Below are 25,532 nucleotides of genomic sequence, written 5' to 3' on the forward strand. Positions count from 1 at the left end.
TCTGCCTCAAAGTGGCTGATGAAGAGTCGGTTTTCACCTTCGCGCACTGAACCGGACATGAAAAGGGCGGCCGCCGAAACGCCCGCCCTTCATGTATTGATTCAAGTTGAAGTTCTGATTCAGGTTGAAGCCGGAAGCTCTATTGTCCCTGCCCCAGCGAGTATCCGCGTTCACCATCAAACTCGTAGAGGTTCTCGGTTTTCACCGCATCGATTCCGGCCTCTGCCAAAGCGGCCAGAAGCCTTGCGACATCGGCCGTGCCTGCTTCGCCGCGCGCTTCAAACCGGCAGCGCCAGTGATCGGTGCAGAAGGTTTCCGGCAAGCCCTGCGGCCAGACCTTCACGCCGCGATTGGTGATCAGAACCAGCTCGAACGGGCCGGCTGCTGCCGCATTCAGGCGCGCGGCCAGGTCATCGGCCGGGGCGCGGTCATGGGTGAAGACATCAACGCCGACCAGCTCCTTTTTCGCCGGTGCCGGGCGATCGGGTGTCTCGATCACGATGGGCTTCTGGTCCGGATCATAGGCGGCCGGTGGCAGCGTGCTCGGGGTCTGACCGAGACGATCGATCACGGCATCCGCAAATTCGCGCGTGCCCAGAACCGCATTCTCCGGCTTCATGTCACCCGTGCCGACGCCATCCTCAACCGTCTTCAGCCAGGCATTATGGATGCGGGCTGCGGCTTCGCTCTGGCCGAGATGCACCAGCATGGTCACACCGGCGAGGATCAGGCCGGACGGATTGGCGATATTCTGTCCGGCAATATCCGGGGCCGAACCATGAATGGCTTCGAACATGGCGCAGCTTTCGCCGATATTGGCAGACGCGCCCATACCCACCGAACCGGCGATCTCGGCGGCCACGTCGGAGATGATGTCGCCATAGAGGTTGGGCGTGACGATCACGTCGAAGTTTTCGGGCTGGTCCGCCAAACGGGCCGTGCCGATATCGATGATGTAGTGATCGGCCGCGATATCGCTGTATTCCGCGGCGACCTCGTCAAAGACCTTGCGGAACAGGCCATCGGTGAGCTTCATGATGTTGTCCTTCACCATGCAGGTCACCTTCTTGCGGCCATAGGCGCGCGCATATTCGAAGGCATAGCGGACAATCTTCTCGCAGCCGGGGCGGGTGATCAGTTTCAGGCACTGATAGACCTCGTCGGTCTGACGGTGCTCGATGCCGGCGTAGAGGTCTTCCTCGTTCTCGCGCACGATCACCACGTCCATGTCAGGATGGCGCGTGGCGACGAAGGGCGACAGCGCGGCGCAGGGGCGCACATTGGCGAACAGGCCCAGCGATTTGCGCACGGTGACATTCAGCGATTTGAAGCCGCCGCCCTGAGGCGTGGTGATCGGCGCCTTGTAGAAGACCCGCGTGCGGCGAAGGCTGTCCCAGGCTTCCGGCGTGATGCCGGCGCTGATGCCGGATTTGTAGACTTTCTCGCCGATCTCGATGGGCTCGATCTCGAAGCGGGCGCCGCCCGAGATGAGGACATCGAGCGCGGCCTGCATGATTTCCGGGCCGATGCCATCGCCAAATGCAACGGTGACGCGCGGGGTTTCAACCTTGGGCGATGATGTCGGGAATTCCTGCGGGCGGGTCGGGGCGTTCATGGCTATCTCCTGCCGGTTCGGGGACGTGATAGCGGCGACCTATAGCCGTTAGTGTCATTTTGGAAATTGATTGTCTTCAACTTTACTATTACAAATCTCAATCATGCCCCACGCTCTCCACCCCGACCTCTTGCGCGCCTTCGTGACCGTTGTCGATCATCGCGGTTTCAGCGCGGCCGCCCAGCGCCTCAATCGCGGACAATCGGCGATTTCGCTACAGATCAAGCGGCTGGAAGAGCGCCTCGGCGTGCAATTGCTGGAACGCAATCCGCACCTTGTCCGCCCCACAAACGAGGGCGAGGCTCTGCTGGAGCAGGCGCGCAAGATTCTCGCCCTCCATGACGATCTCGCCAATCGCTTTGACAAGCAGAGCCTGACCGGTGTGGTACGGCTGGGCGCGCCGGAAGATTTTGCCACCTCTTACCTGCCCAATGTGCTGGCGCGCTTCTCCCGCAGCCATCCGGGCGTGGTTCTGGAAGTGACCTGCGAGCTGACGCTGGATCTGATCCGGCGTTTCGAGGCCGGAGGTCTTGATCTGGCACTGGTGAAACGCGAACCCGGTTCCGGCGTGACCGGGCGCCGGGTCTGGCGCGAGCCTCTGGTCTGGGTCGCCGCCTCAGAGGAGGCCGCGAAACGCGAGGATTTGCCGCTGGTCGTCTCGCCCTCGCCTTGCGTCTATCGCAGCCGCGCCACGCAGGCGCTGGATACAGCCGGGCGGCGCTGGCGGATCGCCTATACCTGCACCTCCCTGTCCGGCACGCATGCCGCTGTGCGCGCCGGGCTGGGCGTCAGCGTACTGCCCAAGGAAATGGTGCCGTCCGACCTCACCCTGCTCGATAGCGAGGACAGCGGATTACCCGATCTTCGCGATACGGAAATGGCCCTGATTGAAGTGCCGACCCTGCCCATTGCAGCCGAGCGCCTGCGCGAAACCATCATCCGCGAGCTGGAACACGGGCCGACGGGCGGCTAGGCCTCCACGATGGCTTCAAAGCCGCCCATGATCATGCGCTTGCCATCAAACGGCATGTTGGCGGTATCCATGCCGGCCATGCGCTCGTCTTCCATGGCCTTGGCCATGCCGGCATCGCGGGTCGCCTTGTCGGGCCAGGTGATCCAGGAAAAGACGACGCTCTCATCGGCCGTGGCCTTCACCGCCATGGGGAAGGACGTCACCTCTCCGTCCGGCACATCATCGCCCCAGCATTCCACCACGCTGAGCGCGCCATAATCCTTGAACAACGGCACCATGGCCTCGGCAACCGTTCGATAGGCCTCCTTGTTGGCGGTGGGAACGGCAATCACAAATCCATCGACATAGGTCATGGTCAAATCTCCCCTGTTGGTGGCAGTATCGATTCCGCGATCAAAGGTGGCAAGCGGGGATTGAGACATGAAACTGAGTGTGAGAGACGGAAAACTGCGGCTGCGCAGCGCGTTCAAACTGATCTTCTTCGGATGGGTCTTTGGTATTGGCGGGTTTTTCGCTCTTATTTTTCTTCTGATGATGCTCATCGCGCTGGCGGGCGGTCCGATCGACATCAATGGGGAAACGGTTTCGGGCAGTGCGGCCTTTATACAAATGTTGCCCATGATGATCCTGTTACCCGTTATCATCGTGTTTCAGGGAGCCATTTTCTCCGGCCTGATGGTGCTCGGCCTTCTCATCTACCGCCTGTTCTGGCCGATCCGGGTAGATGGAGCCATTTCCCCCAGCGTGTTTGAATAAAGATTGTAGCGTCCGCTACATTCTGTTAGAAGGCCTGTAGCGATCGCTACAGGAGCCCTCCCATGAACCTCGCCTCACGCCTAGGCCTGACCGGCCATCAATTCTGGTTATCTGCCCTGATGGGCGTTATTCTCTGGTTCGTTGCCGCCATGATGCTACGTTTCTTGGGACCGCTGGGAATTTATGACGGGCTGGCACGCGCTCTGCTCTACGCCGCCATCATTCCCGGAACCGTTCCATTCATGATCCTGTTCAAGAAAGTCGCCGGGCTGGGCCGCCAGCAAGTCGCGCTTGGCGCCTCGGTCGGTACAGCAGCAGCCATTCTGTGCGACGGAGTTGCGCTGGCCTGGTATCCGCAGCTTTACGGCCCGACAGTTGCGCTACACGCCGGTGCGGGCGGCACAATCCTGTGGGGTGGAGGCGTGGGACTCGTTATCGCCTTTTTCATGAACAAGGCCGACTAGCGCAGGGCGGCGTTGACGTCGTCCAGGCCAAGGCTTTTCAGCAAGATCATGCCTTCGACCGTGACCAGCAGGCGCGCCGCTTCGGCGGCACGGTCCGCTTCGGCGCAATCGAGTTGCGCACCGCCCCACTCCATGAATCCGCGCCCGATGGCGCCGCCAATGTCGCGCAGCGTCTCATCGCCGCCCGCCGCTCCGGCTGCGATCTCCAGCCAGAGGCGCGCATAAGGCCAGATATCCGGGCTGGTCATCAGATTATAAAGTTTTCGCGCCAGCGCTTCGCGCGGCAGTTTTTCCAGCTCACCCGGAGCGCTGAACACCGCCATCAGGCGCGCGGCCCCGTGCTGGAGCACTTCGGCGATCAGGGCGTCCTTATCTTTGAAATAATAAAGCAACATACGATCGCTCGTGCCCGCCGCCTTCGCCATAGGGCGCAGGCTGGCTGCGCCCAACCCTTCTGTCAGGACATAGTCGACGAGCTTGTCGAGCAGAGCGGTGCGTTTATCGATCATTCAAGCGCGCGCATTTCTTCGGCAAACCAGTGACCGCTCACGGCCATGCCGGGAAAGACAGAACAGGATCATTGTTGCCGGCCCTGACGCACCATCCGCACTTGCGCAAGCGTGCTATCCGCAATGCCGATCGCATTTTCCATCGCTGCCAATTGCCCATCAAGTACACTGACGTGAAAGCGCAACTCCCCCTCGATCTCGACATTTGCGGCAAGGCGTTCTGCTTCAGCTATGGCAAGCTCCAATGGTAATTCTACCGAACAGAGTTCCGGCAGGGTCAGATAAAAATAGTTTGTATTCTCGACCACGTAAGTGTCTCCACAATCGCGTCTTATGGCCCGTTGGACCGTATTGTTCATGTAGAAACGAACCGTTCGGCGGTATTGGAACTCTCCGCGACTGGAATCGAGGACATTCTGCAAGGAAGACATCCGCAAATAATGATTTGCGAGGCGCGCCCGCATGTTCTCATCGCCAATCAATGAGATACGGCCTGACGATATCAGTTCATCATAAGTGCCGCGTTGCGAGGTGAGATTCCATCGCTGGCTGGCCTGATAAAGCCGTACCAGAAACGCGGTGGGATCAGCGATGTCCTCGGCATTGTAGGCCTCAAGCGCCAGAAGGCCGTGATCGCGGGCGACCGCATAATATTCAACGCCGCGCTGCCAACCGATAATTTCCGTCTCAAGGTCTGATTCCAACCGCAACAGGATAGATTGCGCCTCCTGCGAATCCTGTCGGGCATCATTCCAGTTCGACACTTGCAGGCCGACAAACACACCTATCACCACGATCAGGAAATCCAGCCCGACCGCTATCCAGTTCTGGGTCCGGACATGCACGCTCAATTGCCGCAGGATCATTGCAATGCCTCCAGCCGGGCTGCCAGCGCTTCGGTCTCCTCGATCAGCGGGATGAGCCGACGATACTGAACGTCGGTAAGTATGGCGAATTCGCGTAACCGGGAAGCCAGTTGCGGGTCATCGCGAACCACAGCAAGCAATGCTTCCACTTCGACTTCATCGAACCGGGCAATTCCGTTTTCATGAAGCTGTTCGAATACGCCAAGATAACGCGGCAGCAGATAGTTGGATTCAAAATCCTGGAAGGCAGAGATATCCGAGTAATGCGCGCGCAAATCCCGGGCGATCGGGCGGCGGTTGAACAGCTGGAACTCACCGGTATTTGTCAGCGCATCGAAGGTATGCCGCTGACCGTCAAAAGTGTACAGTGTGAGGACTTCATTGAAGATGGCCTGGCCTGTTTCAACCTCCACGCCTGGCATCGGATCGATCACTAAATCCTCTCCGAACCGAACGATGACTTCCGGCATGGACCAGTCAATCGCCTCGCCCAGCAAATAGGATAGAGCTGCATGCCGCTCGATTGCCGTTTGCTGAACGCGCAGCATTTCCTCACGCTCTGCCGCCAGGTCCTGCCGCAGCTCATCCACATAACGATCCAGGCGGGCCTGCGCCGCCCGTGCCTCATTCCCGTTATTGACCTGCAAGGCGATCAGAACGCCGGCGATGACCAGCACAAATTCAATCAGCACTGTCACCCAGTCCTGACGGCGAAGCGCATCGGCAATACGGCGCAAGATCATCCGTGTTTCCCCCTCATGGACGCCAGACTAGCAGGTGTGGCACGCGGCGCCATCATTTGTGGCCTGACACATCGGTACGGCGGCGGGTGCCTAGAACCCCACAAACAGGAAATCGAGTGCAGCGGATATCTCGTCGCCATGCCGGGCGCCCAGATTGCCGATTTTCTCGCCGAGGCGCCTGACCGGCAAAGCGGCGATATCCGTGGTCATCAGCACATAGTCTTCGCCGTCAATTTCGATCACCGGCTTGAGCCGGGCCAGAGCCTCCTCACCGGCGTCTTTCGCCGGACGAAGCGGAATGACCACCCGGCTGGCAAGATCGTCGAGAATCCCCGCCTGAACATCAATGACGAGCGGGACACCATTGGCCTCAAACCGATACAGGTCAAAGCGCGCCATCCGGCTTTATTCCCTAGCCCAGTCGGGCGTCAAAAGCGGGCCGTCCTTGTCAATTCTCGCATTGTGCGCCGAGATCGCAGCATGATTTTTGCGGCGCCAGTCCGCCTCCCGCGCGCGGCGCACAGCCTCGCGGATACCGGCTTCTGCCGCCTGAGAGGTGTTCAGGGACAAGGCTTTCGCCTCGGCGATGACATCCGCGCTGATGGTCAGATTGATGCGGCGGCGTTGCACGGACAGGTTCTCCGATTGAATGCGCATAATCATCCCTCCATTTATGCGTACAAACAATACGCATAAATGCGAGAGTATCAATAGACGGCACACGGCGATTATTCATCGCCCGCCGCGGGCAGGCCGGCCAGCGCAATAAAAAAGGCCGGACAATTGTCCGGCCTTCTTTCACGTCGGGCGCTGCGCGAGTGTTCGCGCAGGTCCGGTCTAGACCTCGCGGAGATTATCCGCGGCGTTCTTTCCGGACTTCTTGTCGGCAACCACGTCGAAGCTGACCTTCTGGCCTTCCTGGAGCGAATGCATGCCAGCGCGCTCAACAGCGGACGCGTGCACGAAGACATCAGTTGAGCCATCTTCTGGCTGGATGAAGCCGAAGCCTTTGGAGGTATTGAAGAATTTAACGGTACCAGTAGCCATGACGATTTCCTTTCAATCAATCACGTAGAAATCAGGCCCGGGCCGGCCGAATGCCGGTGGGTCCTGACAGACGATTTTGGAAGGAATTCAGTCGAAGGCGTGCCAGGCACGCCGGAATCATTCGGCAAACAAGATCGTGGGGAGGCGTCTAGACCCGAACTGTGGCGACAACAAGGGCAGATCCGCTCTGACCTGCTTTCGTGGCCTGAACGGTGCCCGGCGCAGCCGGGCCCTACCTCCCACCACCGTCATCCCGGACGGCGTGGAACGACGATCCGGGACCCATGCCGAGGCGTCTCCGTGCCGGCATGGGTTCCGGGTTCATGCTGACGCATTCCCGGGAATGACGGAATTCGTGCTTGTCTGGAGCCGGGCCTCGAACCGAGCAGAACGTCACACACCAAACCGGGGTCCCCGGACTAAGCCTCAATAATGCGGCGGCTTTTCATTGCCGGACGCAGGATTATTGCAACGCCTCTATTTCCTGCTCGATATTCACGAGGAAATCTTCTGCCCGCTGCCGGAACAGGCGCAAGCGGAAAGCTGTCGAGGCATGCCAGATAACTGTCGTCGAAAACCGGCGCACAAATTGCGTATTCTCGCAGACCGTAGAGAGACCTCCCGTAATGGCGAGTCGAGGCGCGGACATGCGTTCCGGATTGGCCCTGATGAGGATCGCGGGATGGTCCACGATGTGTCGGTCCCACATCAAGTCATAATTGATCAGGAGCTGTTCTTGCTCGTCGGAAAAAGCGCCCGTATAGGCATAAAATGACGTTCGGAATCCGCTTGACATCAGATCGAGATAATCTTCGCGGCGGGACAATCCGTCCGCCGCCTGACCTACAAAAGCTGGCAAGATGTCCCCGGTCATCTCCCAAACCGTCTGCGCAACATGGTCTGCCGCTTCATCTGTTGGATCGCAGGTCTCTATTGCCTGCAGTGATACGTCCCTAGTTTCCGCGACCATGTCGAGATCAACAAGCTCGGCATCAATTGCCGCAATATTGGCTTCGACCTCGTTGTGAAGGCGGTTGAGCGCGCTGATTGCGCCTTGCGTACTGGACCTGGTCTCATTCCAGTTATTGACCTGAAGCGCGATCAAAACACCGGCAATGACGAGCACAAATTCGATCACCACCGTCACCCAGTCCTGGCGGCGAAGCGCATCGGCAATCCGGCGCAGTATCATGATGTTAGTCCCCTCACGCCCTCAGGGTAGCAGGAAATGCGCGGCTTTCCATCTTTTCGGGATGTCTCTTTAAGCGAACCTAACCGGGGTGCCCGGACTCGATCCGGGCATCCATCAATTTTGAAACGATGGACCCTCGGGTTCCTCGATCGGGGCCGAGGACAGGCAAGCCCGAGGGACCCGGGTTGAGAGTCAATAATGCGGCGGCTTTTCATTGCCCGGCGAGGGCAAGCCGGATTCGAGCTCGGCGATGCGGTCGTCCGAGGCGCGCAGGCGCGCCGTCAGCCGGTCGAGCTCCTTTTGCTGACGCAACAGACCGTCGGACAAATCCTCAATCGTGCGCTGTTGTTCAGCGACGAGCATTTCCAGGGTGTCGAGGCGGTCAGAGCTCACCCCCCTATTCCCACTCAATCGTGCCGGGCGGTTTGGAGGTGACGTCATAGACGACCCGGTTCACGCCGCGCACTTCATTGATGATGCGGGTGGCGGTGCGGCCCAGGAAATCGTGATCAAACGGGAAATAGTCCGCCGTCATGCCGTCGACTGAAGTCACGGCGCGCAAGGCGAGCACATTGTCATAGGTGCGGGCATCGCCCATCACGCCGACCGTCTGCACCGGCAGGAGCACGGCAAAGGCCTGCCAGATCGTGTTGTAGAGGCCGGCTTTACGGATCTCGTCGATATAGATGGCGTCGGCCTTGCGCAGGATATCGGCCTTTTCCTTGGAGACCGCGCCGGGAATGCGGATGCCCAGACCCGGCCCCGGGAAGGGGTGGCGCTGGACAAAGCCATCGGGCAGGCCCAGCTCGCGGCCCAGCGCCCTCACCTCATCCTTGAAGAGTTCGCGCAAGGGCTCGACCAGCTTCATATTCATGCGTTCGGGCAGGCCGCCGACATTGTGGTGGGATTTGATCGTCACGGACGGGCCGCCATCGAAGGACACGCTCTCGATCACATCGGGATAGAGCGTGCCCTGGGCGAGGAAGTCCGCGCCGCCGGCGGCCTTGGCGTGCTTTTCAAACACGTCGATGAAGAGCCGGCCAATCGTCTTGCGCTTGGCTTCGGGATCGGAAACGCCCTCCAGCTCGCCGAGAAAGAGGGCTTCCTCATCGGCATGGACCAGCGGAATGTTGAACGAATCCCGGAACAGGCCGACGACTTCCTCGGCCTCATTCAGGCGCATCAGGCCGGTATCGACGAAGACACAAACCAGTTGATCGCCAATCGCATCGTGGATCAGCTTGGCCGCCACGGCGCTGTCGACGCCGCCGGAGAGCCCGCAGATCACGCGGCCGGAGCCGACCTGCTCGCGGATCTTGGCCATCGCTTCCTCGCGGAAGGCGGCCATCGTCCAGTCGCCTTTCAGGCCCGCAATATTGTGGGTGAAGTTGCGCAGGAGCAGCGCGCCGCGCGGCGTGTGCACCACTTCCGGGTGGAATTGCACGCCGTAGAATTGCCGGCCTTCATCGGCAATCGCGGCAAAGGGGGCATGGTGCGAGGTGGCAATCACCGAGAAGCCGGGCGCAAGGCTGGCGACGCGGTCGCCATGGCTCATCCACACGCGCTCTTCATGGCCGATCCCGCCAAAGCCCTCAAACAGTGGGCTGTCGGCGACAATCTGGATGTCGGCGCGGCCGAACTCCTTGTCCTCACTGCCTTCCACCGCCCCGCCGAGCTGGGCCATCATGGTCTGCTCGCCATAGCAGATGCCCAATACCGGCAGGCCGCGGGTGAAGACGCTCTCATCGGCGCGCGGGGAATTTTCCCAATGCGTGGAGTGCGGCGATCCCGACAGGATGATGGCCTTGGGATCGAATTCATCGATAAAGGCGGCATCAGCCCGGTTATAGGGGTGGACCTCGCAAAACACGCCGCTCTCGCGCACGCGGCGGGCGATCAATTGCGTCACCTGAGAGCCGAAATCGACAATCAGAACTTTTTCATGATGTGCGGTGATGTCTGTCATGGGTGACGATATCTCTTCAGACGTTCGGCGGCTTCGTGAAAATACGGCATGTCATAAAATGCGGAATGGTCGCCCTCATGGTTATCCATGCCCGGCTTGGTCAACAGCCCCTTGGGCGACACATAACTCTTGATTACGCGCTTCGGTTTTTCTGACCAGGTCAGATTGAATGCGCAGAGCGGCGGAAAATAATACTGGCTGGAATACGGCAGATGGTCGTGAATGAACCAGGCCATGGCAGGCCAGTCGCCGGTCTTCTCGTAGTATTCGACAAAGCTGTTGACGACAATGCAGACTGTCCCGCCCAGCGCGCCCTCCTTGTCGCGATAATCGAAGATGTGGCCGCCATAATTACCTTCGTTCGAGCCGCAATTGAGCTTGTTTCTGTTGCCGAAATCATTGACCTCGGGGGAACGATAGGCCGAGCGGATGGATATCTTGCCGAAGGCTGCCGTCAGGGGCTCCAGCAATTGTTCGCAGTGATTTCGCGCCACCTCGACCGCGACATCCGGATAATGCGGCAGGTTCGGAATACCGTGAAAGTTCGAAATTTCAGAATAGAGAAAGTCGCGGAAGAAAAAGTTCGGGGACAATCGCACCCGTCCCAGCTTTTCCAGCGCGGCGTAGGACATCTTCTTTTTCATGGCGAGCGGTTAGCGCGAGTCACCGCGAAAGGCGAGTCTGTTGTTGCACCCGCTTTCTCCTTTACCCGTCATTCCGGGGCATGCGAAGCATGAACCCGGAACCCATGCCAGACCGTCGCCATCACGGATTGGGTCCCGGATCGCGCGCTGACGCGCTTGTCCGGGATGACGGGTGTGTTGTTACCTCATGCTGAGGTGCTTTTCGAAGAAAGGCCTCGAAGCACGCAAGGCAATCAAGCCGCCCAACTCAACGTCATCCCTGCGAAAGCAGGGATGACGACTACTTTTCGAGCATCCTGCGCTCACGCAAGCGGAGCACCCATTCGGGTTTCTTGTTGTCGCGTATGGGACGCGGATAATTGGCCTCGATTACGCGACGTTCTTCGCTCGAGAAATTCCGGCCGAGTTTGAGAATGTCATTGCAATTGAAAAGGAACCAGGCATTGCCCAGATCGGAAACACCGATTTCCTCGACTTCATGCCAATGAAACCGTCGCGGTGACCTGAATGGCCTCAAGACCACGCCGCGCGAAGGCGCGAGACCTAATATCGGGTAGCGTCCGGACAGCAGCGGGAGCCCGCCGACAGATAGCGCCAAGATGAAACCCGAGAACGAAAACAGACTCTGCAACCAATTTCCCAAAAAGGTGGCCAGTACCAGAAAGATAATTCCACACGGCAGCGCCCACACGCCAACGAAATAAGCATAATAGGTTATGATATTGAGCGGCCGATAGCTCCAAACCTGAACGTCCGGGATTTCAGCGATACGGGCGGTGCGCAATGCAGACAATTGTCTGAAAATCAGATACGCGACCAGCCAGCAAACGAACGTTCCGGCCCAAGCCGCAATTGTCAGCTGTCCAAACCCGGATATCATCCCCGCTTCATCACCGCGATGAAGAAGCCGTCCTTAGCGCTGCGGTGCGATATTGGTTCATGACGTCGCAGAGTTCTTCGAGATTCATTCCGTAAGTGTTTTCGGGACCCAGCGTTTCTGTTTTTCCCTCGCGCGTCACATCGCAAACCAATGACGGCGATCCTCTCGAATTTCCGTATTCATCCAACTCGCTGTGTTCGAGCCGGAACTCGCTGCATTCGTCCCATCGATAACGTGTGGGTTCCCACAACATTACGGATTCCCAAGCGTCGCTTTCCAGTTTGAGGTGAAGGCGGCCTGTCGCGATCGCAAACACGATCACCAATCCTCCAAATGCGCCACCGGCCGACAGGAAAAGCAGAAAAAGGGTTCCGATACTCCAATTGGGCGGACTGATTTCACCGGTGCCAAAATTCACGAACAGGAAAATGAGCCCTATCCAGCCACCGATCATCGGCACAATCGCTTGCCAATACTGAGGCCTGTAAATCTGAGTCTGCATACCGTTTAGTTCCCCCGCTCCATCACGGCGATGAAGAAGCCGTCCGTGGCGCTGCGGTGCGGGGTGAGCTGGAGCGCGCCGCTCTCCATCTCGCAGGCGGCGAGCACGTCAGCGGCGCCGTCGGCCAGACCGCCGGAGGCGATCAGCGCCTCGCGGGCTTTGAGCGGGGTAAAATCGCGCTCGCGGCCCAGGAAAGCCTCGATCCGGTCGCCATTTTCTTCCGGCAGGATGGAGCAGGTGACATAGACCAGACGCCCGCCGGGCTTTACGTATTTCGCCGCATTATCCAGCACTTCGTCCTGTTGTTCGATGCGTTGATTCAAGGCGCTTTCCGAGACGCGCCATTTCGCATCCGGACGCCGCCGCCAGGTGCCGGTGCCGGTACAGGGCGCATCGACAAAGACGACATCCATCCGGCCTTCCAGCTCGGCGAGCTCTTCTTCCGGACCGTCATGGACCTGCACATTGCGCACGCCCGCCCGCTGCAGGCGCGGCCAGATGGCCTTCATCCGCCGCCAGTCATGGTCCCAGGCGTGAATCTGTCCGGTATTGCCGGTCATGGCGGCAAGTTCCAGCGTCTTGCCGCCCGCGCCGGCGCAGAAATCCAGCACCTGATCACCCGGCTTCACGCCCGCAGCCAGGCCGGCCAGCTGGCTGCCTTCATCCTGCACCTCGACCCAGCCCTTGCCATAGGCGGGGATGGCATCCGCCGGCGGGGATTTGCCCGTCGCCTCGTCCAGCGGAATACGGATGCAGGAGCGCGCCAGCGCCCCGGCGCGCGCGGTCGGGATTTTCGACTGCACGGCGGCGAGCGCCTTTTCCGGCTCGGACTTCAATTCATTGACGCGCAGATCGACCGGGGCGCGATCGGCCATGCCGGCGCCCTCCTCTGCCGCCGTCTTGCCAAAGGCGCGCGCCATGGAGGCGGCCAGCCATTCGGGATAATCACCGAGGATATGCGCCGGCGCATCGGAGATGTCGCGCGCGAAGGCGGCGATCTCGGCTTCGGTCAGCGCATCGGGTGAATGCGGGTCCACGGCGAGCTGTTCTTTCAGCGCTTCGACATCCATGCCCCAGATGCGGCCGACCACGCCCAGCGCCAGAGCGCGCGGGCTCGCCTCGCCCATGGCATGGCCGAGCGATTGCTTGCGCCGCAGGGCGTCCATCACCAGGCCGGAGATGAAGGCGCGGTCGCCCGATCCGGCAAAGCGGTGCGCCGAGCCCCATTCGCGCACGGCGAGCTTTACGGGGCGGTTCTGACGTTCGATGACGTCGAGAATTTCCATTGCCGCGGCGATGCGTCCACCGAGTCTCATGGGCATGATCCTTTAACGCGTCATCACCCGATTTATTCGGGTGATCTGAAGATCCCCCGGACAAGCCGGGGGATGACGGAGAATGTCTTGCGGCTGCCGCGTGCCGTCCCTAATTCGGCGTCGGATAGTTCGGCGCTTCGCGGGTGATGGTGACGACCCCGACGCCGGAGACGACGCGCGTCGTGCAGATCGAGCCCGGGCCGATGCCGACCTTCTATCGATCACCAGAACGTCCACACCGGCGTCGATCAGCGCTTCGGCGCGTTCATAGCCACTGTCGCCGACCGTGGTGGCCGCGCCGCAGCGCAAGCGCCCGTGGCGGTCCTTGGAAGCGAGCGGGTGGGTTTGCGCCTTTTCCATATCCTTGACGGTGATCAGGCCGATACAGCGATCCTCCTCGTCGACGACAAGCAGGCGCTCGATGCGGTGCTTGTGCAGGAGACGCCGCGCCTCGTCCTCACCGGCGCCCTCGCGCACGGTGACGACCTCGCGGGTCATCATATTGCCGACCTTTTCGTTGGGATCCTCGGCAAAGCGGACATCACGATTGGTGATGATGCCGATCAGCTTGCCCGGCATGCCGTTATTGCCCTCGACGACAGGAATGCCGGAGACCTTGTGATGCGCCATCAGCGCGTTGAGCTCGGCCAGGGTGGCATCCGCGCCAATGGTGATCGGATTGACCACCATGCCGCTTTCAAAGCGCTTCACGCGGCGCACTTCCTCGGCCTGCTGCTCATTGGTCAGATTGCGGTGGATGATGCCCAGCCCGCCGGCCTGCGCCATGGCGATGGCCATGGGGGCTTCGGTGACCGTATCCATCGCTGCCGAAAGGATCGGAATATTGAGGTTCACACCGTCAGCGATGACGGTGGTGGTGTCCGCGTCTGCGGGCAAAACTTCGGATGCGCCGGGTTGCAAGAGCACATCATCGAAGGTCAGGCCTTCGCGAATCTCCGCCATGGAGACCTCCTTGCTGCTTGCGGGGGCGGATTAACGGGGAATCAGTCCGGGCGCAAGGGGGTGGGACGCTTCCATCTCCTTTTTCGTCATTCCGGGGTGCGCGCAGCGTGAACCCGGAACCCATTCTGTGGATTCAGTCTTCCGGCATAGGTCCCGGATCGTCGCTCCGCTCCGTCCGGGATGACGGCGGTCGCGGCTAAACCTTCACCGCCACGGGATCCGGGCCGTCATAGGCGGCCAGCGTGTCCCAATAAAGCTGCGGCGGGTTCACATTCAGGCGCGCCCGCGCCTCTTCCAGCGGCAGAGGCAGAAGCGCGGTCAGGTCGGTGGTGTAAAACGGCGTGGCCGCCAGCGCATTGCGCTTGGCCTCGCTCATCATCCGGCCCACCGGCCAGGACGGGATTTCATAGCGCAGCCGCAGTCCGGCCAGACGCCCCAGCCATTTCGGCCCGCGGCCATTCGTTTGCGTGCCGGTAAAGACCAGCAGCAGCGCCTCGCCCAGCGGATCGCGGCTATAGCCCGACAACACATGATAGAGATCATGCGTCAGGCTCATCATGTAGGAGACCGCATACAGGCCCGGCCAATCGTCGCGCATGGCCGCCATTTCCTTTGGCGCCTGCGCCCAGTGGGCTTCGAACACGCCTTCGGGCCGGAGATTTTCAGAATCCAGATAGTCCAGATAGGCGGCGGCAAACGTGCCGGGGCCATGAGATTCCAGCGTGGCGCGATCATTGAGGACGCGGCCCACCTGCTCGCGATCGGCCAGGATGGACTGGCCATATTCCGAAGCGGTGAAGCGCTCATAGAATTTCGTGTAGGAGCGGCCGTTTACATTCTCGAAGAAGGCAAACACATAGCGGGTGTCTTCCTTGTCGCGCACCAGACCCTGAAAGGCCTGCCAGGCTTTCCACGGATTGATCGGCCGGACGGGATAATCGGCGGCGCTGTGCGTGTGGCCCGTGGCCTCACTCTGGAATGTCTGCGTATCCGGCATGGGACGGCTCTCCTCCGATACAGGATAAGTGAACACTGTTTACTTTTTCGTCAAGGGGGCGCCTCGATTTCCGATCCTTCGAGGCTCACTTCGCTCGCACCTCAGGATGAGGTGGGAGGACGTCAGATAACAACTCACCTCATGCTGAGGTGCTTTTCGACAGAAAAGCCTCGAAGCACGCAAATCGGGTTATCCCTCAACCTGCGCCCCCCCCTCACTTCTCCGGTGTGTCGCCGCGATAGCCCTTGGCGATGAGATAGGTTTCGGCGCTTTCGGAACGGCTGGATGGCGGTTTGGCGTGGCGGATGGTTTCAAAGCGGTGCTTCAGCCGGTTCAGAAGATCATCCTCGGTGCCGCCCTGAAACACCTTGGCGACAAAGCTGCCGCCGGGGCGCAGCGTCTCCAGTGCGAATTCCGCCGCCAGCTCGACCAGGGCGACAATGCGCAAATGGTCGGTGGATTTATGCCCCGTGGTCCACGGCGCGAGATCGGAGAGGACGATATCCGCCTCCCCGCCCAGCGCGGCCTTCACCTTCTCCGGCGCGTCGGGCTCGGAGAAATCCAGCGTCATCATGATCGCGCCGTCGATCGGGTCCATTTCCAGGAGGTCCACGCCGACAACGTGAGACGCACCTTTCTTCAACGCCACCTGCACCCAGCCACCGGGGGCCGCGCCGAGATCGACGATGCGCGCGCCGGGCTTGAGCAATTTGAAGCGCTCATCCAGCTCGATCAGCTTGTAGGCCGCACGGGAGCGATAGCCTTCCTGCCTGGCACGCTGAACGTAAGGATCATTCAGCTGGCGCTGCAGCCAGCGCGTTGAGGAGAGCTTGCGGCCGCGCGCGGATTTGACCTTCTCGTGCAGGGATTTGGCCGAGCGCGCATCGCCGCCCTTCTTTACCGGGCCGGATCGGCGGCGGCGTTTTTCTTCCGGCGGATTTTGATCGTCACTCATTCGGCGGCCTTTGAAGCGGTGCTTGAGCCCGCGCCCTTAGCATTCCTGCGGCGGCGGCGCTTCGGTTTCTGCATCAGGTTCAGCAACAGGCCTTCGCGCAGGCCCCGGTCGCCGACGCGGATTTTCTCTACCGGCCATTTGTCCATGACGACTTCGAGGATGGCACAGCCTGCCAGTACCAGGTCGGCCCGGTCGCGTCCGATGACCGGATTGGCCGCCCGGCCATCGATATCCTTCGAGGCCAGATCGAGACAGGCCGCCCGCGCATCGGCGGCCGTCATCCAGCTGCCATCGACCAGCGAGCGCTCATAACGCGGCAGGCCCATATGGACGCCCGCGACGGAGGTAATCGTGCCCGATGTACCAATCATGTGGGCGCGGCCGGAGGTGAACAGGGTTTTCAGCTTGCGGGCCCCGCGCGGCGTGCGGATCGCCTCGGCGGCAAAATCCTTCATCGCCTCATACCAGTCCTCGGGATGATCGGACTCGGGGATGCGTTCCGACAGGGTGACCACGCCGACCGGCGCACTCGCCCAGGTCCGGATCGGCGGCCGGCCGCCGCTTTCAAAACCGCCGCGCGCGCGCCATTGCGCCAGATCCACCCAGGACAATTCGGTCGAGCCGCCGCCAATATCGACGACCAGCGCGACGTCATAATCCTCATCCATCAGGTCCAGACAGCCCAGAACCGCCAGGCGGGCCTCTTCTTCCGGTGTGATGATATCGAAATCGAGACCGGTTTCGGCCTTGATCCGCGCCATCAGCTCGGGACCATTCTCGGCCAGGCGGCAGGCCTGTGTAGCCACCGAGCGGTATTTGACCACTTCGCGCCGGTTCATCTTTTCCGCGCAAACACCCAGCGCCGAGACAACATTGTCCATCGCCACGTCATTCAGCTTGCCGGTTTCAGTGAGGCCACCGCCCAGCCGGACAATGCGCGAAAAGGCGTCAATAATCCGGAAGCTGCGCCCTGCCCGGCGCGCAATCAGCATGCGGCAATTATTTGTGCCCAGATCAATCGCGGCGAATGCAGGCCCCGGCCCGCCTCTTTTGTGCTGGCCGGGCTTTGGCCCTGTGAATCGCGATTGCGCGGCAGCAGGCTTGTCCTGCGCCATTATATACCTACCTCTCGCCGTCTCGCGCGTTGGTCCCGATGGGCTCGCCGCGTTTCGGCCTGATCTTTGCCTTCATCTTGCAGCATAAGGCTTAGTTCGGCAGCATCAAGTGAAACCGGCTCAAACCGGCACACACGAAAGGATCGGTATACAGAATGACTCTGGAACGCGACGCAAAGTTCGGCATTGGCGATGTGGTGCGCCACCGGCTTTTCCCCTTCCGGGGGGTTGTGTTCGATGTCGATCCGGAATTCGCCAACACGGAAGAATGGTGGCAGGCCATTCCGGAAGCCATCCGCCCGGCGAAGGAACAGCCCTTCTACCATGTGCTGGCCGAGAATGAGGACAGTTTCTATACCGCCTATGTGTCGGAGCAGAATCTGTTACCGGACGCCCGGAGCGGCCCGGTCAAACACCCCCAGACCCGCGAATTGTTCGAGCGCTTTGACGGCGAACGCTACAGGATGAAAACCGGAGAGATGAAGCCGAACTGATCACTCGCTCCAGCCATTCGCGCCGGCCTTGTCTCCAAACGTCATCCCTGCGAAGGCAGGGACCCAGAGCTACGGTGAAACGCTAAATCCATGCGCGCAATCTGCGCAGCGGCGAAGCTGGCGGCTGGTTGGCGCAGGGCGTGCCGGTTGAAATGGCGCAACTGAGTCCCAATGCCTGTCCCCGCGAAGGCGGGGATCGCAGAGATGACGGTATAAATTCTAACCCTCAGGAATTAGCCCCCCCCCTTTAACCCACTCCCTTGCCGCTTCTCTCTGCCCGCCGCGTCGCCGAAGCCACGCTTCCCATATCGCGAATGACACGCATTCGCCTTGCTTGACTTACCTTCCATTCAATTCATGCTGGCAGGCTAGGGGCGAGGCGTTCTAGTGTGGCTTCGGGCCGTGCGGCAAAGCGGAGCTTGTTCGCGACGTTCGCGTGGGAGAATGGTGGGTAACGCCATTTTTTAGCTTCAATGTACCAATGAAGATAGAGAAATCAGATGCCAAACATGACCAAAATACTATTGGCGCTTTTTATTGGCATCATTCTTATACTAATATCATTGCTAGGCGTTAATATGACCATGTTGGGGAGCGTTGAATCAAGCCACTACATTGATGTAGAATCGGCAACCAGCATTGAAATAATTATCGGAGCCCTGGATTTTACGTATCCTTTTTCATCTTTATTATTATACTCTGGTTTTATTTTGATAATTATTTCTATATTAAGGCTTTTTAGAAAATATAATTGTTAAGAATAAAAAAGCGACACTTTGCCCCGCACGCGCCGGCGCATGGAGAGACGCCGGAGATAGCGCCCGCGAACTCCCGGAGTTAAGACGGTGGCGGCGAGTGCTAACGGCTTGGAACTGACGACCTCAAGCCGAACTAGCGCGTATACCGCACAACCTTCTGATCAATCGCGCCGAAGATGGACTGGCCATCGGCATCGAACATCTCGATGCGCACCGTGTCGCCCGGAGTCATGAACGGGGTTTTGGGTGCGCCATCATAGATCGTCTCGATCATGCGGATTTCCGCAATGCAGCTGTAGCCTAGCCCGCCTTCGCTGACTGGCTTGCCCGGGCCATCATCCATCTTGTTGGAAATAGTGCCGGAGCCGACAATCGTGCCATTGGTGAGCGGACGAGTCTTGGCGAGATGCGCAACCAGCTGGGCAAAGTCGAACGTCATGTCGACTTCGCAATCGGGCTCGCCGAATTTTTCGCCATTCAAGTGGCTGACCAGCGGCAGATGCACCTTGCGGCCATCCCAGGCCTCGCCCAGCTCGTCCGGCGTCACCGCGACCGGCGCAAAGGCCGTGGGCGGCTTGGACTGGAAGAAGCCGAAGCCCTTGGCCAGCTCGCCGGGGATCAGGCCGCGCAGGGACACGTCATTGACGATCATGAGAAGGCGGATCTGATTTGCCGCTTCGTCCGGCGTCAGGCCTTGCGGGCCGGAGCCGGTGATGACGGCGACTTCGCCTTCAAAGTCGCAGCCCCATTTATCATCGCCCAGCGGGATGTCTTCGGTCGGCGCAAGAAAGGCATCCGAGCCGCCCTGATACATGAGCGGATCGGTCCAGAAGGTGTCCGGCATTTCGGCATTGCGGGCCTTGCGCACCAGTTCAACGTGATTGACGTAGGCCGAGCCATCCGCCCACTGAAAGCTGCGCGGCAGGGGCGACAAGGCCTGTGCCGGGTCGAAGGCCGAGGTATTCGCCGAGCCATCATTCACCTTGTCCGACAAGGCTTTCAGCGCCGGTTCGCTGGTCTCCCAGCTGTCGAGCGCGGCCTGCAGGGTCGGCGCGATATCCGAAGCATCGGCATAGCGGGAAAGATCACGGGAAACGACGACGAGTTGACCGTCGGGATGTCCATTGCGCAGCGAAGCGAGTTTCATGATTGAGGCCCTTCGACATGTTTGCTTTGGCGCTTTACTAACGCGCGCAGCAAACGGTTCAAGGCCTGTGTGCGGACGTCAGAAATGATCGGCGCGGATCACTTCGACATTCGAGACCGTCACGATGCCGATCTGGGACGAGACCAGCGCATAGACTTCATCCAGCACCGGCGGCAGGTCTTTATCGTCGAGCACGGCAAAGAGCACGAACATGCGCTGGCTCTCGCTGATCTCGCCCTTGCGCGACCAGGAGCCGTTCTTGCCGCGGCCGGAGACGGCGGGCATCACGGTATAGCCGCTGACCTTCAGCTGATCCAGACGGCGGCAGAGCCGGTCCAGCACCGGGGCCTCGATCACGATTTCAAGCCGCTTCTTTGGCGTCGTATCCATGGTCATCCACCCAGCATCTGCCCGGCCACCGCGTAGTACAGCGGGATGCCGAAAATAAGGTTGAAGGGGAAGGTTACACCCAGCGACAGCGTCAGCGAAATGGCGGGCTTGGCTTTCGGCAGGGCGAGGCGCATGGCGGCCGGCACGGCGATATAGGAGGCACTTGCCGCCAGCGTCATCAGGAGCGCACCGCTGCCCGGCTCCATGCCGATCAGCATCGCCGCGATCAGGCCGAGCGATGCGCCGATCAGCGGCATGTAGAGGCCATGCAGGATGACCGGCAGCCGGATATCACCGGCCTGCCGCACAAGGCCGCGGCCCGCAACCAGTCCCATATCCAGAAGGAAGAGGCAGAGCACGCCGCGGAAAATATCGTAGAAGAAGGGCTGGACCACTTGCTGGCCGGTCTCGCCCGTCGCCCAGCCAATGGCGAAGGCGCCGATGAGAAGCACGATGGAGCCGTTGAAGGCGACGTCGCGGATCAGCTCCTTGTTGGACTGGCCCTGTTGTTTGCCCGCGAGCATCAGCCCGGAGAAGATGGCGGGTGCTTCCATGGCCGCGGCCACGGCCACCATGAAGCCGGCGGCAGCTAGCCCCAGCGCCGCACCGGCATCGGAGGCTGCGATGAAGGTGACGATGGAGATCGAGCCATAGTGCGCCGCAATCGCCGCCGCATTGGTGCGGTCGGTCTTGCTGGTCGCCCGCAGCAGGGTGAAGCTGATGAAGGGAATGGCGAAAGACAGGATAATGCCGGCGCCGATTGCCAGCGCAGCCACGGACAGGCTGCTATTGGCCATCTCGACGCCGCCTTTGAAGCCGATGGCCATGATCAGGTAGATGGAAAGGGATTTGGCGACCGCTTCGGGCACGACCAGATCCGAGCGCACCAGCGCCGCGGCCAGCCCGAGAGCGAAGAATAATATTGGCGGCGAAATCAGATTTGCCGCTGCCAGATCAAACAATCCCACCGGGCGCTCTCCCTCATGATTGCGCGCCGTCTAGCAGCGCTGCAGGCCGCCCGCAAGCAGAATGGCTATCGATGATCGACCTGGGCGAAATCGCCATCAATGGTCAGCCATTCCAGCTCTCCATCGGCAATGCCAAATCGCGCGCCGTGGATTTTCAACATGCCATCATCGACGCGCTGGCGGATGAAGGGATAGGTCAGGAGGCGCTCCATGGAGCGGCGGATGGAGCACAATTCGGTGCGTTCCGACAGCGTGTCGATATCCTCGACGCCGGGCAGCTCGGCGCGGGCATCCTCCAGCGCTTCGGCAATGGGTTCGATCCAGTGGTCGATGAAGAGCGAATCGGGGTCCGGCTCGCCGCAGACGCAGGCATTGACGCCGCCGCACGCCCTCGCCCACATCGAGCGGGTCGCGGGTGTCGATCATCACGGCGTATTCGTCGGTCGCGGGCTTTTTCTGTTCCAGCATGTTGGCCAGCGCCTTGGGGTGCGGGCCATGGGTGAAGCCCGCCGGGTGGAAGGTCATCATGCCCGCATCGATATTGTCGCGGCTGAAGAAGTCACCGGCATGGTAGAACAGCACTTCATCATAATCGTCATTATTATGGAAGAACGGCACTTTCAGCGCGCCCGGATCGGTCTCGAAGGGACGCGGCGCGAAGGTGCAGATCACAAAGCGATCCGACAGGAAGGTGGTGTGCGCGCTTGGCGGCAGATGGTAGCGATGGCTCATCAGCGGCCGGATATGGCGCACATTCAGGCGCACCGGGTGCAACTCGCCATGCCAGCCGACGGCATCGAGCGGATTGAACGGATAGGTGATGCGCGAGACCGCGCCACGCTTTTTGACCTCGACCACCCATTCATGATTCTCGTCATTCTGCTGGGCCGTGAAGGCGTCATTGACTTTCGGCGCGTCCAGAATGGCGGGATCGAAGACGGCATGCGGGCCGACCAGCCCCTTGTCCGGCAGGGTGTAATGCGTGTTCGTCGCCTCGATCATCAGCACAGCCAGCGGCTCGGATGGCGTCAGCCGCCACATCGTGCCGCGCGGCAGATAGACATAATCGCCCTGCGTCACCTCGATATGGCCGAAGTCGCAGAAGAGGTCGGCGGTGCCGCGATGGATGAAGAGCAATTGGTCGCCATCGGCATTGCGCGCCAGCGCGGTCATCGGCTCGGCCAGCTTCCAGAAGCGCACATCGGTGGCGTTATTGTGCAGGACGGCGCTGGAATTCCACGGCGAGTTTTCTGCCGCATTCAGCTTGTTGAGATCAAAGGCGCGCGGTTGCAGCGGGCCTTCAAAATTCACCCAGCCGGTGGGCGGATTCTTGTGGTGCAGAAAAGCGGCGGGGCCGAAAAAGCCCTCCTTGGACATTTCGCGCTCATACGTGCCTTCGGGCATGTCAGCGTGCGCCTGCCGGGAGGCATTGCCCTCCACGCGAGAGGCATAAATCCATTTGCGATTGGCCATGATGCTGTCTCCTGCCGAACGGGTTTGGCGGCAATTTAGTTACAAATGAAACTAAATGCTAGCGGTCAATTTCGCGCAGCCGGATGCACCAGCGGGATCAGGGCGAAGGCGATCTGCCCGGTCAGGCCGATCGCGCCCGGCGGGGTCAGCCAGCTGGCGAGAAATCCCCTCACCCCGCCCGCGGCAATGACGGCAGACAGGGCGAGCTCCAGCGCCATCAGGACGAGGAAGGCCACAAGACCGGTCAGCGCTTTCGATGGGGCCGGACGCCTCACCAACGCGCCGAAGACCAGCCAGGACACGCCCAGAATGATGGGCAGTTCGATCAGCACCGCGATCAGATCGCCCGTGCGCGGCGCGATGAGCAGCGTGCGCAGCGCGCCCAGCATGAAGCCCACCGCGAACACCGCCCCCGCATAAAGCGCGCCGAAACGCAAGGCGGACAGGCTAGTCCTCATCGCCATAGATCGCCACGACCGGTTCACGGCCCGAGCCCCAGCTGGCGCGATACATGCCCGGCGTGTTGAAGCTCCAGGCGGTCTCGCCCGAGGCCGACAGCACGATGACTCCGCCATCGCCGCCCAGATCGGTCAGATCGCCCTGGATCACCATGTCGGCGGCATCCTGCGCGGCATAGGGCCGTTCTTCCGCGCCGCGATCCATCACGTCCAGCTCATGGCAGATGCGCGCGGCAATGTTCAGCCGGATGAAATACTCGCCCGTGCCCGTCGCGGAGACGCCGCAGCTCTGCGTGGCATAGGTGCCCGCGCCGATCACCGGGCTGTCGCCAACACGACCCCAGCGCTTGGCGGTGGTGCCGCCGGTGGACGTGCCCGCCGCGATATGGCCGGATTGATCCAGCGCCACCACGCCGACCGTGCCAAAGCGGTGCTCGCGCTCCATCAGATCGAGATGGCCTTCCTGAATTTCTTCCGGCTCCGGTGCGCCGGCGGGGCGTTCCGGCAGGGGCAGGCCCATATCGCCGACGGCGCGCTCCATGGAGCGCCAGCGGCGCTCGGTGAAGAAATATGCCGGATCGACAAATTCCAGCTCCTGCTCGCGGGCAAAGATCTCGGCCCCCTCACCGGCCAGCATGACATGGCGGGAATTTTCCATCACGGCGCGCGCGGCCGTGATCGGGTGGCGGATGCCGGTGACGCCCGCCACGGCGCCCGCATTCAGGCTCGATCCATCCATGATGGAGGCATCCAGCTCATTGCGGCCCTCGGCGGTGAAGACCGCGCCGCGCCCGGCATTGAACAGCGGATCATCTTCCATATCGCGGATGACGGCTTCGATGGCATCCAGCGCCGATCCGCCCCTCGACAATATGGCACCACCGGTTTCCAGCGCGGCGTCCAGCGCGGCGCGATAGGCGGCCTCGGTCTCGGCAGTCATCGACTCGCGCTCGATCACGCCGGCCCCGCCATGGACGACAATGGCCCAGCGGGCATCGTCCTGAGCCAGGCTGGCCGACGCGGCGAGCCCCGCCAGTAATGTTGCTGTCAGTGTCGCTGTGAATATCCGCATATCCGCCTCCCCGAAATTGCTGCGCGACATTCCGCCTGATTATGGCGGGAATGCAAGGGGGGTGGGTGGGGTTCGGAGGGCGATATTCGCGGATTTTTATAGATCGCCATTCGCAGATTCTTTCTTTCGGGCACTTCATCTGATTGCGAATCCGCTCCATTTTTGATTGTATCTTTAGATGACGGACTTTTCTGATTTTCTGGTTTTTGCCGACGAGAGTGGTTCAGCCGTTCTTGAGGGTGGAGATCCCCAATACCCAATATTCGTTTTGTCATTTATTATGGTCAGAAAGGACGACTACGCTGACAGGGTTGTTCCACAAATTCAGAGGCTCAAATTTGATTTTGTCGGCCACGACCAGCTGATATTGCATGAAAGAGATATCCGCCGTCAGTCCGGTGCCTTTGCCTTCCTGCAGACCTCTGAGGATATTCGGGAGGCCTTCATCGAGCGGATCAATTCCATTGTTGAGAATTCAAGCTTTGATCTGATCGCCGCCACCGTCCACAAGGATGAATTAAAGGCCAGATACGCCAATCCATTTGATCCATATGCCTTGGCTCTTCAATTCTGTCTCGAACGGCTCGTTGCCCGCATGATGGAGTTGGGTCAGCAGAACCGTCATGTCCATGTTGTGTTTGAAAGCCGTGGGAACGCCGAGGACCGCAAGCTGGAGCTGGATTTCCGTAGAATTGTCGACAACGATGCCAGATGGGGATGGAAGCAGACTAACTTCAAAAAGTTCGACTGGACGCCTCTTTTTATCGACAAGAAATCGAACTCGGCTGGTCTGCAGCTAGCCGACCTGACCGCACGCCCCATTGGGCTAAGCCGTTTGAGGCCTGACCAACCGAACCGGGCTGCAGAGCTGTTGCGTGAAAAACTGGTCTTTCCCGGAACAAAACACTTTCCATAAAACCGGAAAGCAAAAGGGCCCCCGAGTTACCCCAGAAGCCCATCGCCGACCGAAAAACTCCAGTCCATTTGCCCACAATATAGGTAATATTCCTCATTTTGCAATGATGGCGCATTAGCTGATCGCCGCTTCCAGAAGGGCGATTTCTTCCTCTCTGAAATCGAACAATTTGTAGACAATGGCGTCGATCTCGGCCTCTCTGGCCCTGATCCCGGCCTCTAGCCGCAAGATTTCGGCACGGTCGCGCGTCATCCAGTCTTCCCAGTCGGACCGCTCGGAAAGCGGTATGTCGGTCTTGAAGGCCTTCTTCTCCTCGGCGCGGAAAGCGGTGAAATAGGGCAATTTCCAACAGA

General features: G+C 60.3%; 30 protein-coding genes and 2 pseudogenes. 5 read left to right on the plus strand and 27 right to left on the minus strand.

Annotated elements, in window-relative coordinates:
- Positions 1-139 precede the first annotated feature (139 nt).
- Entirely contained in the window at positions 140-1,615 is a 1,476-nt protein-coding gene (locus P0D52_RS07810; RefSeq protein WP_394692108.1) for an NADP-dependent isocitrate dehydrogenase, read from the minus strand.
- Positions 1,616-1,718: 103 nt separating this feature from the next.
- Here P0D52_RS07810 and P0D52_RS07815 point away from each other — a divergent pair, with 103 nt between their 5' ends.
- Positions 1,719-2,588, plus strand: coding sequence for a LysR substrate-binding domain-containing protein (locus P0D52_RS07815; protein WP_394692109.1), 870 nt, complete (start codon positions 1,719-1,721; stop codon positions 2,586-2,588).
- On the opposite strand, the gene P0D52_RS07820 is transcribed toward P0D52_RS07815, so the two are convergent.
- On the minus strand, positions 2,585-2,941 hold the full coding sequence (locus tag P0D52_RS07820) for a DUF1428 domain-containing protein (protein ID WP_394692110.1): 357 nt from the start codon (positions 2,939-2,941) through the stop codon (positions 2,585-2,587). The two genes, P0D52_RS07815 and P0D52_RS07820, sit on opposite strands and share 4 nt — an antisense overlap.
- A gap of 67 nt (positions 2,942-3,008) precedes the next feature.
- Here P0D52_RS07820 and P0D52_RS07825 point away from each other — a divergent pair, with 67 nt between their 5' ends.
- Together P0D52_RS07825 and P0D52_RS07830 are read left to right on the plus strand one after the other, a co-directional pair.
- Positions 3,009-3,344 carry a hypothetical protein gene (locus P0D52_RS07825; RefSeq protein ID WP_394692111.1) on the plus strand — a complete coding sequence of 112 codons (336 nt, stop codon included), beginning with the start codon at positions 3,009-3,011 and terminating at the stop codon, positions 3,342-3,344.
- Between the two features lie 62 nt (positions 3,345-3,406).
- Entirely contained in the window at positions 3,407-3,808 is a 402-nt protein-coding gene (locus P0D52_RS07830) for a hypothetical protein (RefSeq protein WP_394692112.1), read from the plus strand.
- Here the strand turns inward: P0D52_RS07830 and P0D52_RS07835 are convergent.
- The 17 genes from P0D52_RS07835 to P0D52_RS07915 form a co-directional block, all read right to left on the minus strand.
- The gene (locus P0D52_RS07835; protein WP_394692113.1) at positions 3,805-4,317 is read right to left on the minus strand and encodes a TetR family transcriptional regulator; all 513 of its coding nucleotides are present in this window, start codon (positions 4,315-4,317) and stop codon (positions 3,805-3,807) included. The two genes, P0D52_RS07830 and P0D52_RS07835, sit on opposite strands and share 4 nt — an antisense overlap.
- A 68-nt stretch (positions 4,318-4,385) precedes the next feature.
- Positions 4,386-5,183, minus strand: coding sequence for a hypothetical protein (locus P0D52_RS07840; RefSeq protein ID WP_394692114.1), 798 nt, complete (start codon positions 5,181-5,183; stop codon positions 4,386-4,388).
- Complete coding sequence (locus P0D52_RS07845; RefSeq protein WP_394692115.1) at positions 5,180-5,926, minus strand: hypothetical protein; 747 nt, start codon at positions 5,924-5,926, stop codon at positions 5,180-5,182. Before P0D52_RS07845 ends, P0D52_RS07840 begins: the two co-directional genes overlap by 4 nt.
- Positions 5,927-6,016: 90 nt before the next feature.
- Positions 6,017-6,325, minus strand: a complete 309-nt coding sequence (locus P0D52_RS07850; RefSeq protein WP_394692116.1) for a CcdB family protein — start codon at positions 6,323-6,325, stop codon at positions 6,017-6,019.
- Positions 6,326-6,331: 6 nt separating this feature from the next.
- Complete coding sequence (locus P0D52_RS07855; protein WP_394692117.1) at positions 6,332-6,583, minus strand: type II toxin-antitoxin system CcdA family antitoxin; 252 nt, start codon at positions 6,581-6,583, stop codon at positions 6,332-6,334.
- A 180-nt stretch (positions 6,584-6,763) separates the two neighbouring features.
- Positions 6,764-6,973, minus strand: coding sequence for a cold-shock protein (locus P0D52_RS07860; RefSeq protein ID WP_394692118.1), 210 nt, complete (start codon positions 6,971-6,973; stop codon positions 6,764-6,766).
- A 463-nt stretch (positions 6,974-7,436) separates the two neighbouring features.
- The gene (locus tag P0D52_RS07865; RefSeq protein ID WP_394692119.1) at positions 7,437-8,165 is read right to left on the minus strand and encodes a DUF6090 family protein; all 729 of its coding nucleotides are present in this window, start codon (positions 8,163-8,165) and stop codon (positions 7,437-7,439) included.
- A 192-nt stretch (positions 8,166-8,357) separates the two neighbouring features.
- The gene (locus P0D52_RS07870) at positions 8,358-8,558 is read right to left on the minus strand and encodes a SlyX family protein (protein ID WP_394692120.1); all 201 of its coding nucleotides are present in this window, start codon (positions 8,556-8,558) and stop codon (positions 8,358-8,360) included.
- A gap of 4 nt (positions 8,559-8,562) precedes the next feature.
- A complete protein-coding gene (guaA, locus tag P0D52_RS07875) occupies positions 8,563-10,131 on the minus strand; it encodes a glutamine-hydrolyzing GMP synthase (protein ID WP_394692121.1) in 1,569 nt (522 codons plus the stop codon).
- Complete coding sequence (locus P0D52_RS07880) at positions 10,128-10,775, minus strand: peptidase M15 (protein WP_394692122.1); 648 nt, start codon at positions 10,773-10,775, stop codon at positions 10,128-10,130. Before P0D52_RS07880 ends, guaA begins: the two co-directional genes overlap by 4 nt.
- Before the next feature lie 280 nt (positions 10,776-11,055).
- Positions 11,056-11,655, minus strand: a complete 600-nt coding sequence (locus P0D52_RS07885; RefSeq protein WP_394692123.1) for a hypothetical protein — start codon at positions 11,653-11,655, stop codon at positions 11,056-11,058.
- 10 nt (positions 11,656-11,665) lie between these two features.
- The gene (locus tag P0D52_RS07890; protein ID WP_394692124.1) at positions 11,666-12,157 is read right to left on the minus strand and encodes a hypothetical protein; all 492 of its coding nucleotides are present in this window, start codon (positions 12,155-12,157) and stop codon (positions 11,666-11,668) included.
- A 5-nt stretch (positions 12,158-12,162) separates the two neighbouring features.
- Entirely contained in the window at positions 12,163-13,473 is a 1,311-nt protein-coding gene (locus tag P0D52_RS07895; RefSeq protein WP_394692125.1) for an RsmB/NOP family class I SAM-dependent RNA methyltransferase, read from the minus strand.
- 12 nt (positions 13,474-13,485) lie between these two features.
- Positions 13,486-14,436 carry an IMP dehydrogenase gene (locus P0D52_RS07900; protein ID WP_394692126.1) on the minus strand — a complete coding sequence of 317 codons (951 nt, stop codon included), beginning with the start codon at positions 14,434-14,436 and terminating at the stop codon, positions 13,486-13,488.
- Between the two features lie 196 nt (positions 14,437-14,632).
- The gene (locus P0D52_RS07905) at positions 14,633-15,433 is read right to left on the minus strand and encodes a Coq4 family protein (protein ID WP_394692127.1); all 801 of its coding nucleotides are present in this window, start codon (positions 15,431-15,433) and stop codon (positions 14,633-14,635) included.
- 214 nt (positions 15,434-15,647) lie between these two features.
- Entirely contained in the window at positions 15,648-16,388 is a 741-nt protein-coding gene (locus tag P0D52_RS07910) for an RlmE family RNA methyltransferase (RefSeq protein WP_394692128.1), read from the minus strand.
- A complete protein-coding gene (locus tag P0D52_RS07915) occupies positions 16,385-17,503 on the minus strand; it encodes a Ppx/GppA phosphatase family protein (protein ID WP_394692129.1) in 1,119 nt (372 codons plus the stop codon). Before P0D52_RS07915 ends, P0D52_RS07910 begins: the two co-directional genes overlap by 4 nt.
- A gap of 155 nt (positions 17,504-17,658) precedes the next feature.
- Between P0D52_RS07915 and hspQ the strand changes: the two genes are divergently transcribed.
- Positions 17,659-17,997 carry a heat shock protein HspQ gene (hspQ, locus tag P0D52_RS07920; RefSeq protein WP_394692130.1) on the plus strand — a complete coding sequence of 113 codons (339 nt, stop codon included), beginning with the start codon at positions 17,659-17,661 and terminating at the stop codon, positions 17,995-17,997.
- Positions 17,998-18,888: 891 nt separating this feature from the next.
- Here hspQ and P0D52_RS07925 read toward each other — a convergent pair.
- The 7 genes and pseudogenes from P0D52_RS07925 to P0D52_RS07955 all read right to left on the minus strand — a co-directional run bounded on the left by P0D52_RS07925 (position 18,889) and on the right by P0D52_RS07955 (position 24,263).
- Positions 18,889-19,902: a fumarylacetoacetate hydrolase family protein gene (locus P0D52_RS07925; RefSeq protein ID WP_394692131.1), complete on the minus strand. Its 1,014-nt coding sequence runs from the start codon at positions 19,900-19,902 to the stop codon at positions 18,889-18,891.
- Positions 19,903-19,980: 78 nt separating this feature from the next.
- Entirely contained in the window at positions 19,981-20,292 is a 312-nt protein-coding gene (locus tag P0D52_RS07930; protein ID WP_394692132.1) for a DUF190 domain-containing protein, read from the minus strand.
- Positions 20,293-20,294: 2 nt separating this feature from the next.
- Positions 20,295-21,254 carry a sodium-dependent bicarbonate transport family permease gene (locus tag P0D52_RS07935; RefSeq protein WP_394694778.1) on the minus strand — a complete coding sequence of 320 codons (960 nt, stop codon included), beginning with the start codon at positions 21,252-21,254 and terminating at the stop codon, positions 20,295-20,297.
- 179 nt (positions 21,255-21,433) lie between these two features.
- Positions 21,434-21,661 (minus strand): annotated as a pseudogene (locus tag P0D52_RS07940) (carbonic anhydrase); the annotation flags it as partial.
- A pseudogene (locus tag P0D52_RS07945) lies at positions 21,651-22,733 on the minus strand (homogentisate 1,2-dioxygenase); the annotation flags it as partial. The pseudogenes P0D52_RS07945 and P0D52_RS07940, both read right to left, overlap by 11 nt.
- A gap of 65 nt (positions 22,734-22,798) precedes the next feature.
- Positions 22,799-23,197: a hypothetical protein gene (locus tag P0D52_RS07950; protein WP_394692133.1), complete on the minus strand. Its 399-nt coding sequence runs from the start codon at positions 23,195-23,197 to the stop codon at positions 22,799-22,801.
- Positions 23,181-24,263, minus strand: coding sequence for an isoaspartyl peptidase/L-asparaginase family protein (locus tag P0D52_RS07955; protein ID WP_394692134.1), 1,083 nt, complete (start codon positions 24,261-24,263; stop codon positions 23,181-23,183). Before P0D52_RS07955 ends, P0D52_RS07950 begins: the two co-directional genes overlap by 17 nt.
- A 178-nt stretch (positions 24,264-24,441) precedes the next feature.
- On the opposite strand from P0D52_RS07955, the gene P0D52_RS07960 reads away from it, so the two are divergent.
- Positions 24,442-25,179, plus strand: coding sequence for a DUF3800 domain-containing protein (locus tag P0D52_RS07960; protein ID WP_394692135.1), 738 nt, complete (start codon positions 24,442-24,444; stop codon positions 25,177-25,179).
- Positions 25,180-25,293: 114 nt separating this feature from the next.
- On the opposite strand, the gene P0D52_RS07965 is transcribed toward P0D52_RS07960, so the two are convergent.
- A complete protein-coding gene (locus tag P0D52_RS07965) occupies positions 25,294-25,521 on the minus strand; it encodes a hypothetical protein (protein ID WP_394692136.1) in 228 nt (75 codons plus the stop codon).
- Between the last annotated feature and the right edge of the window lie 11 nt (positions 25,522-25,532).

The sequence above is a fragment of the Hyphobacterium sp. genome, from assembly GCF_043584775.1.
Lineage (GTDB): Bacteria > Pseudomonadota > Alphaproteobacteria > Caulobacterales > Maricaulaceae > Hyphobacterium.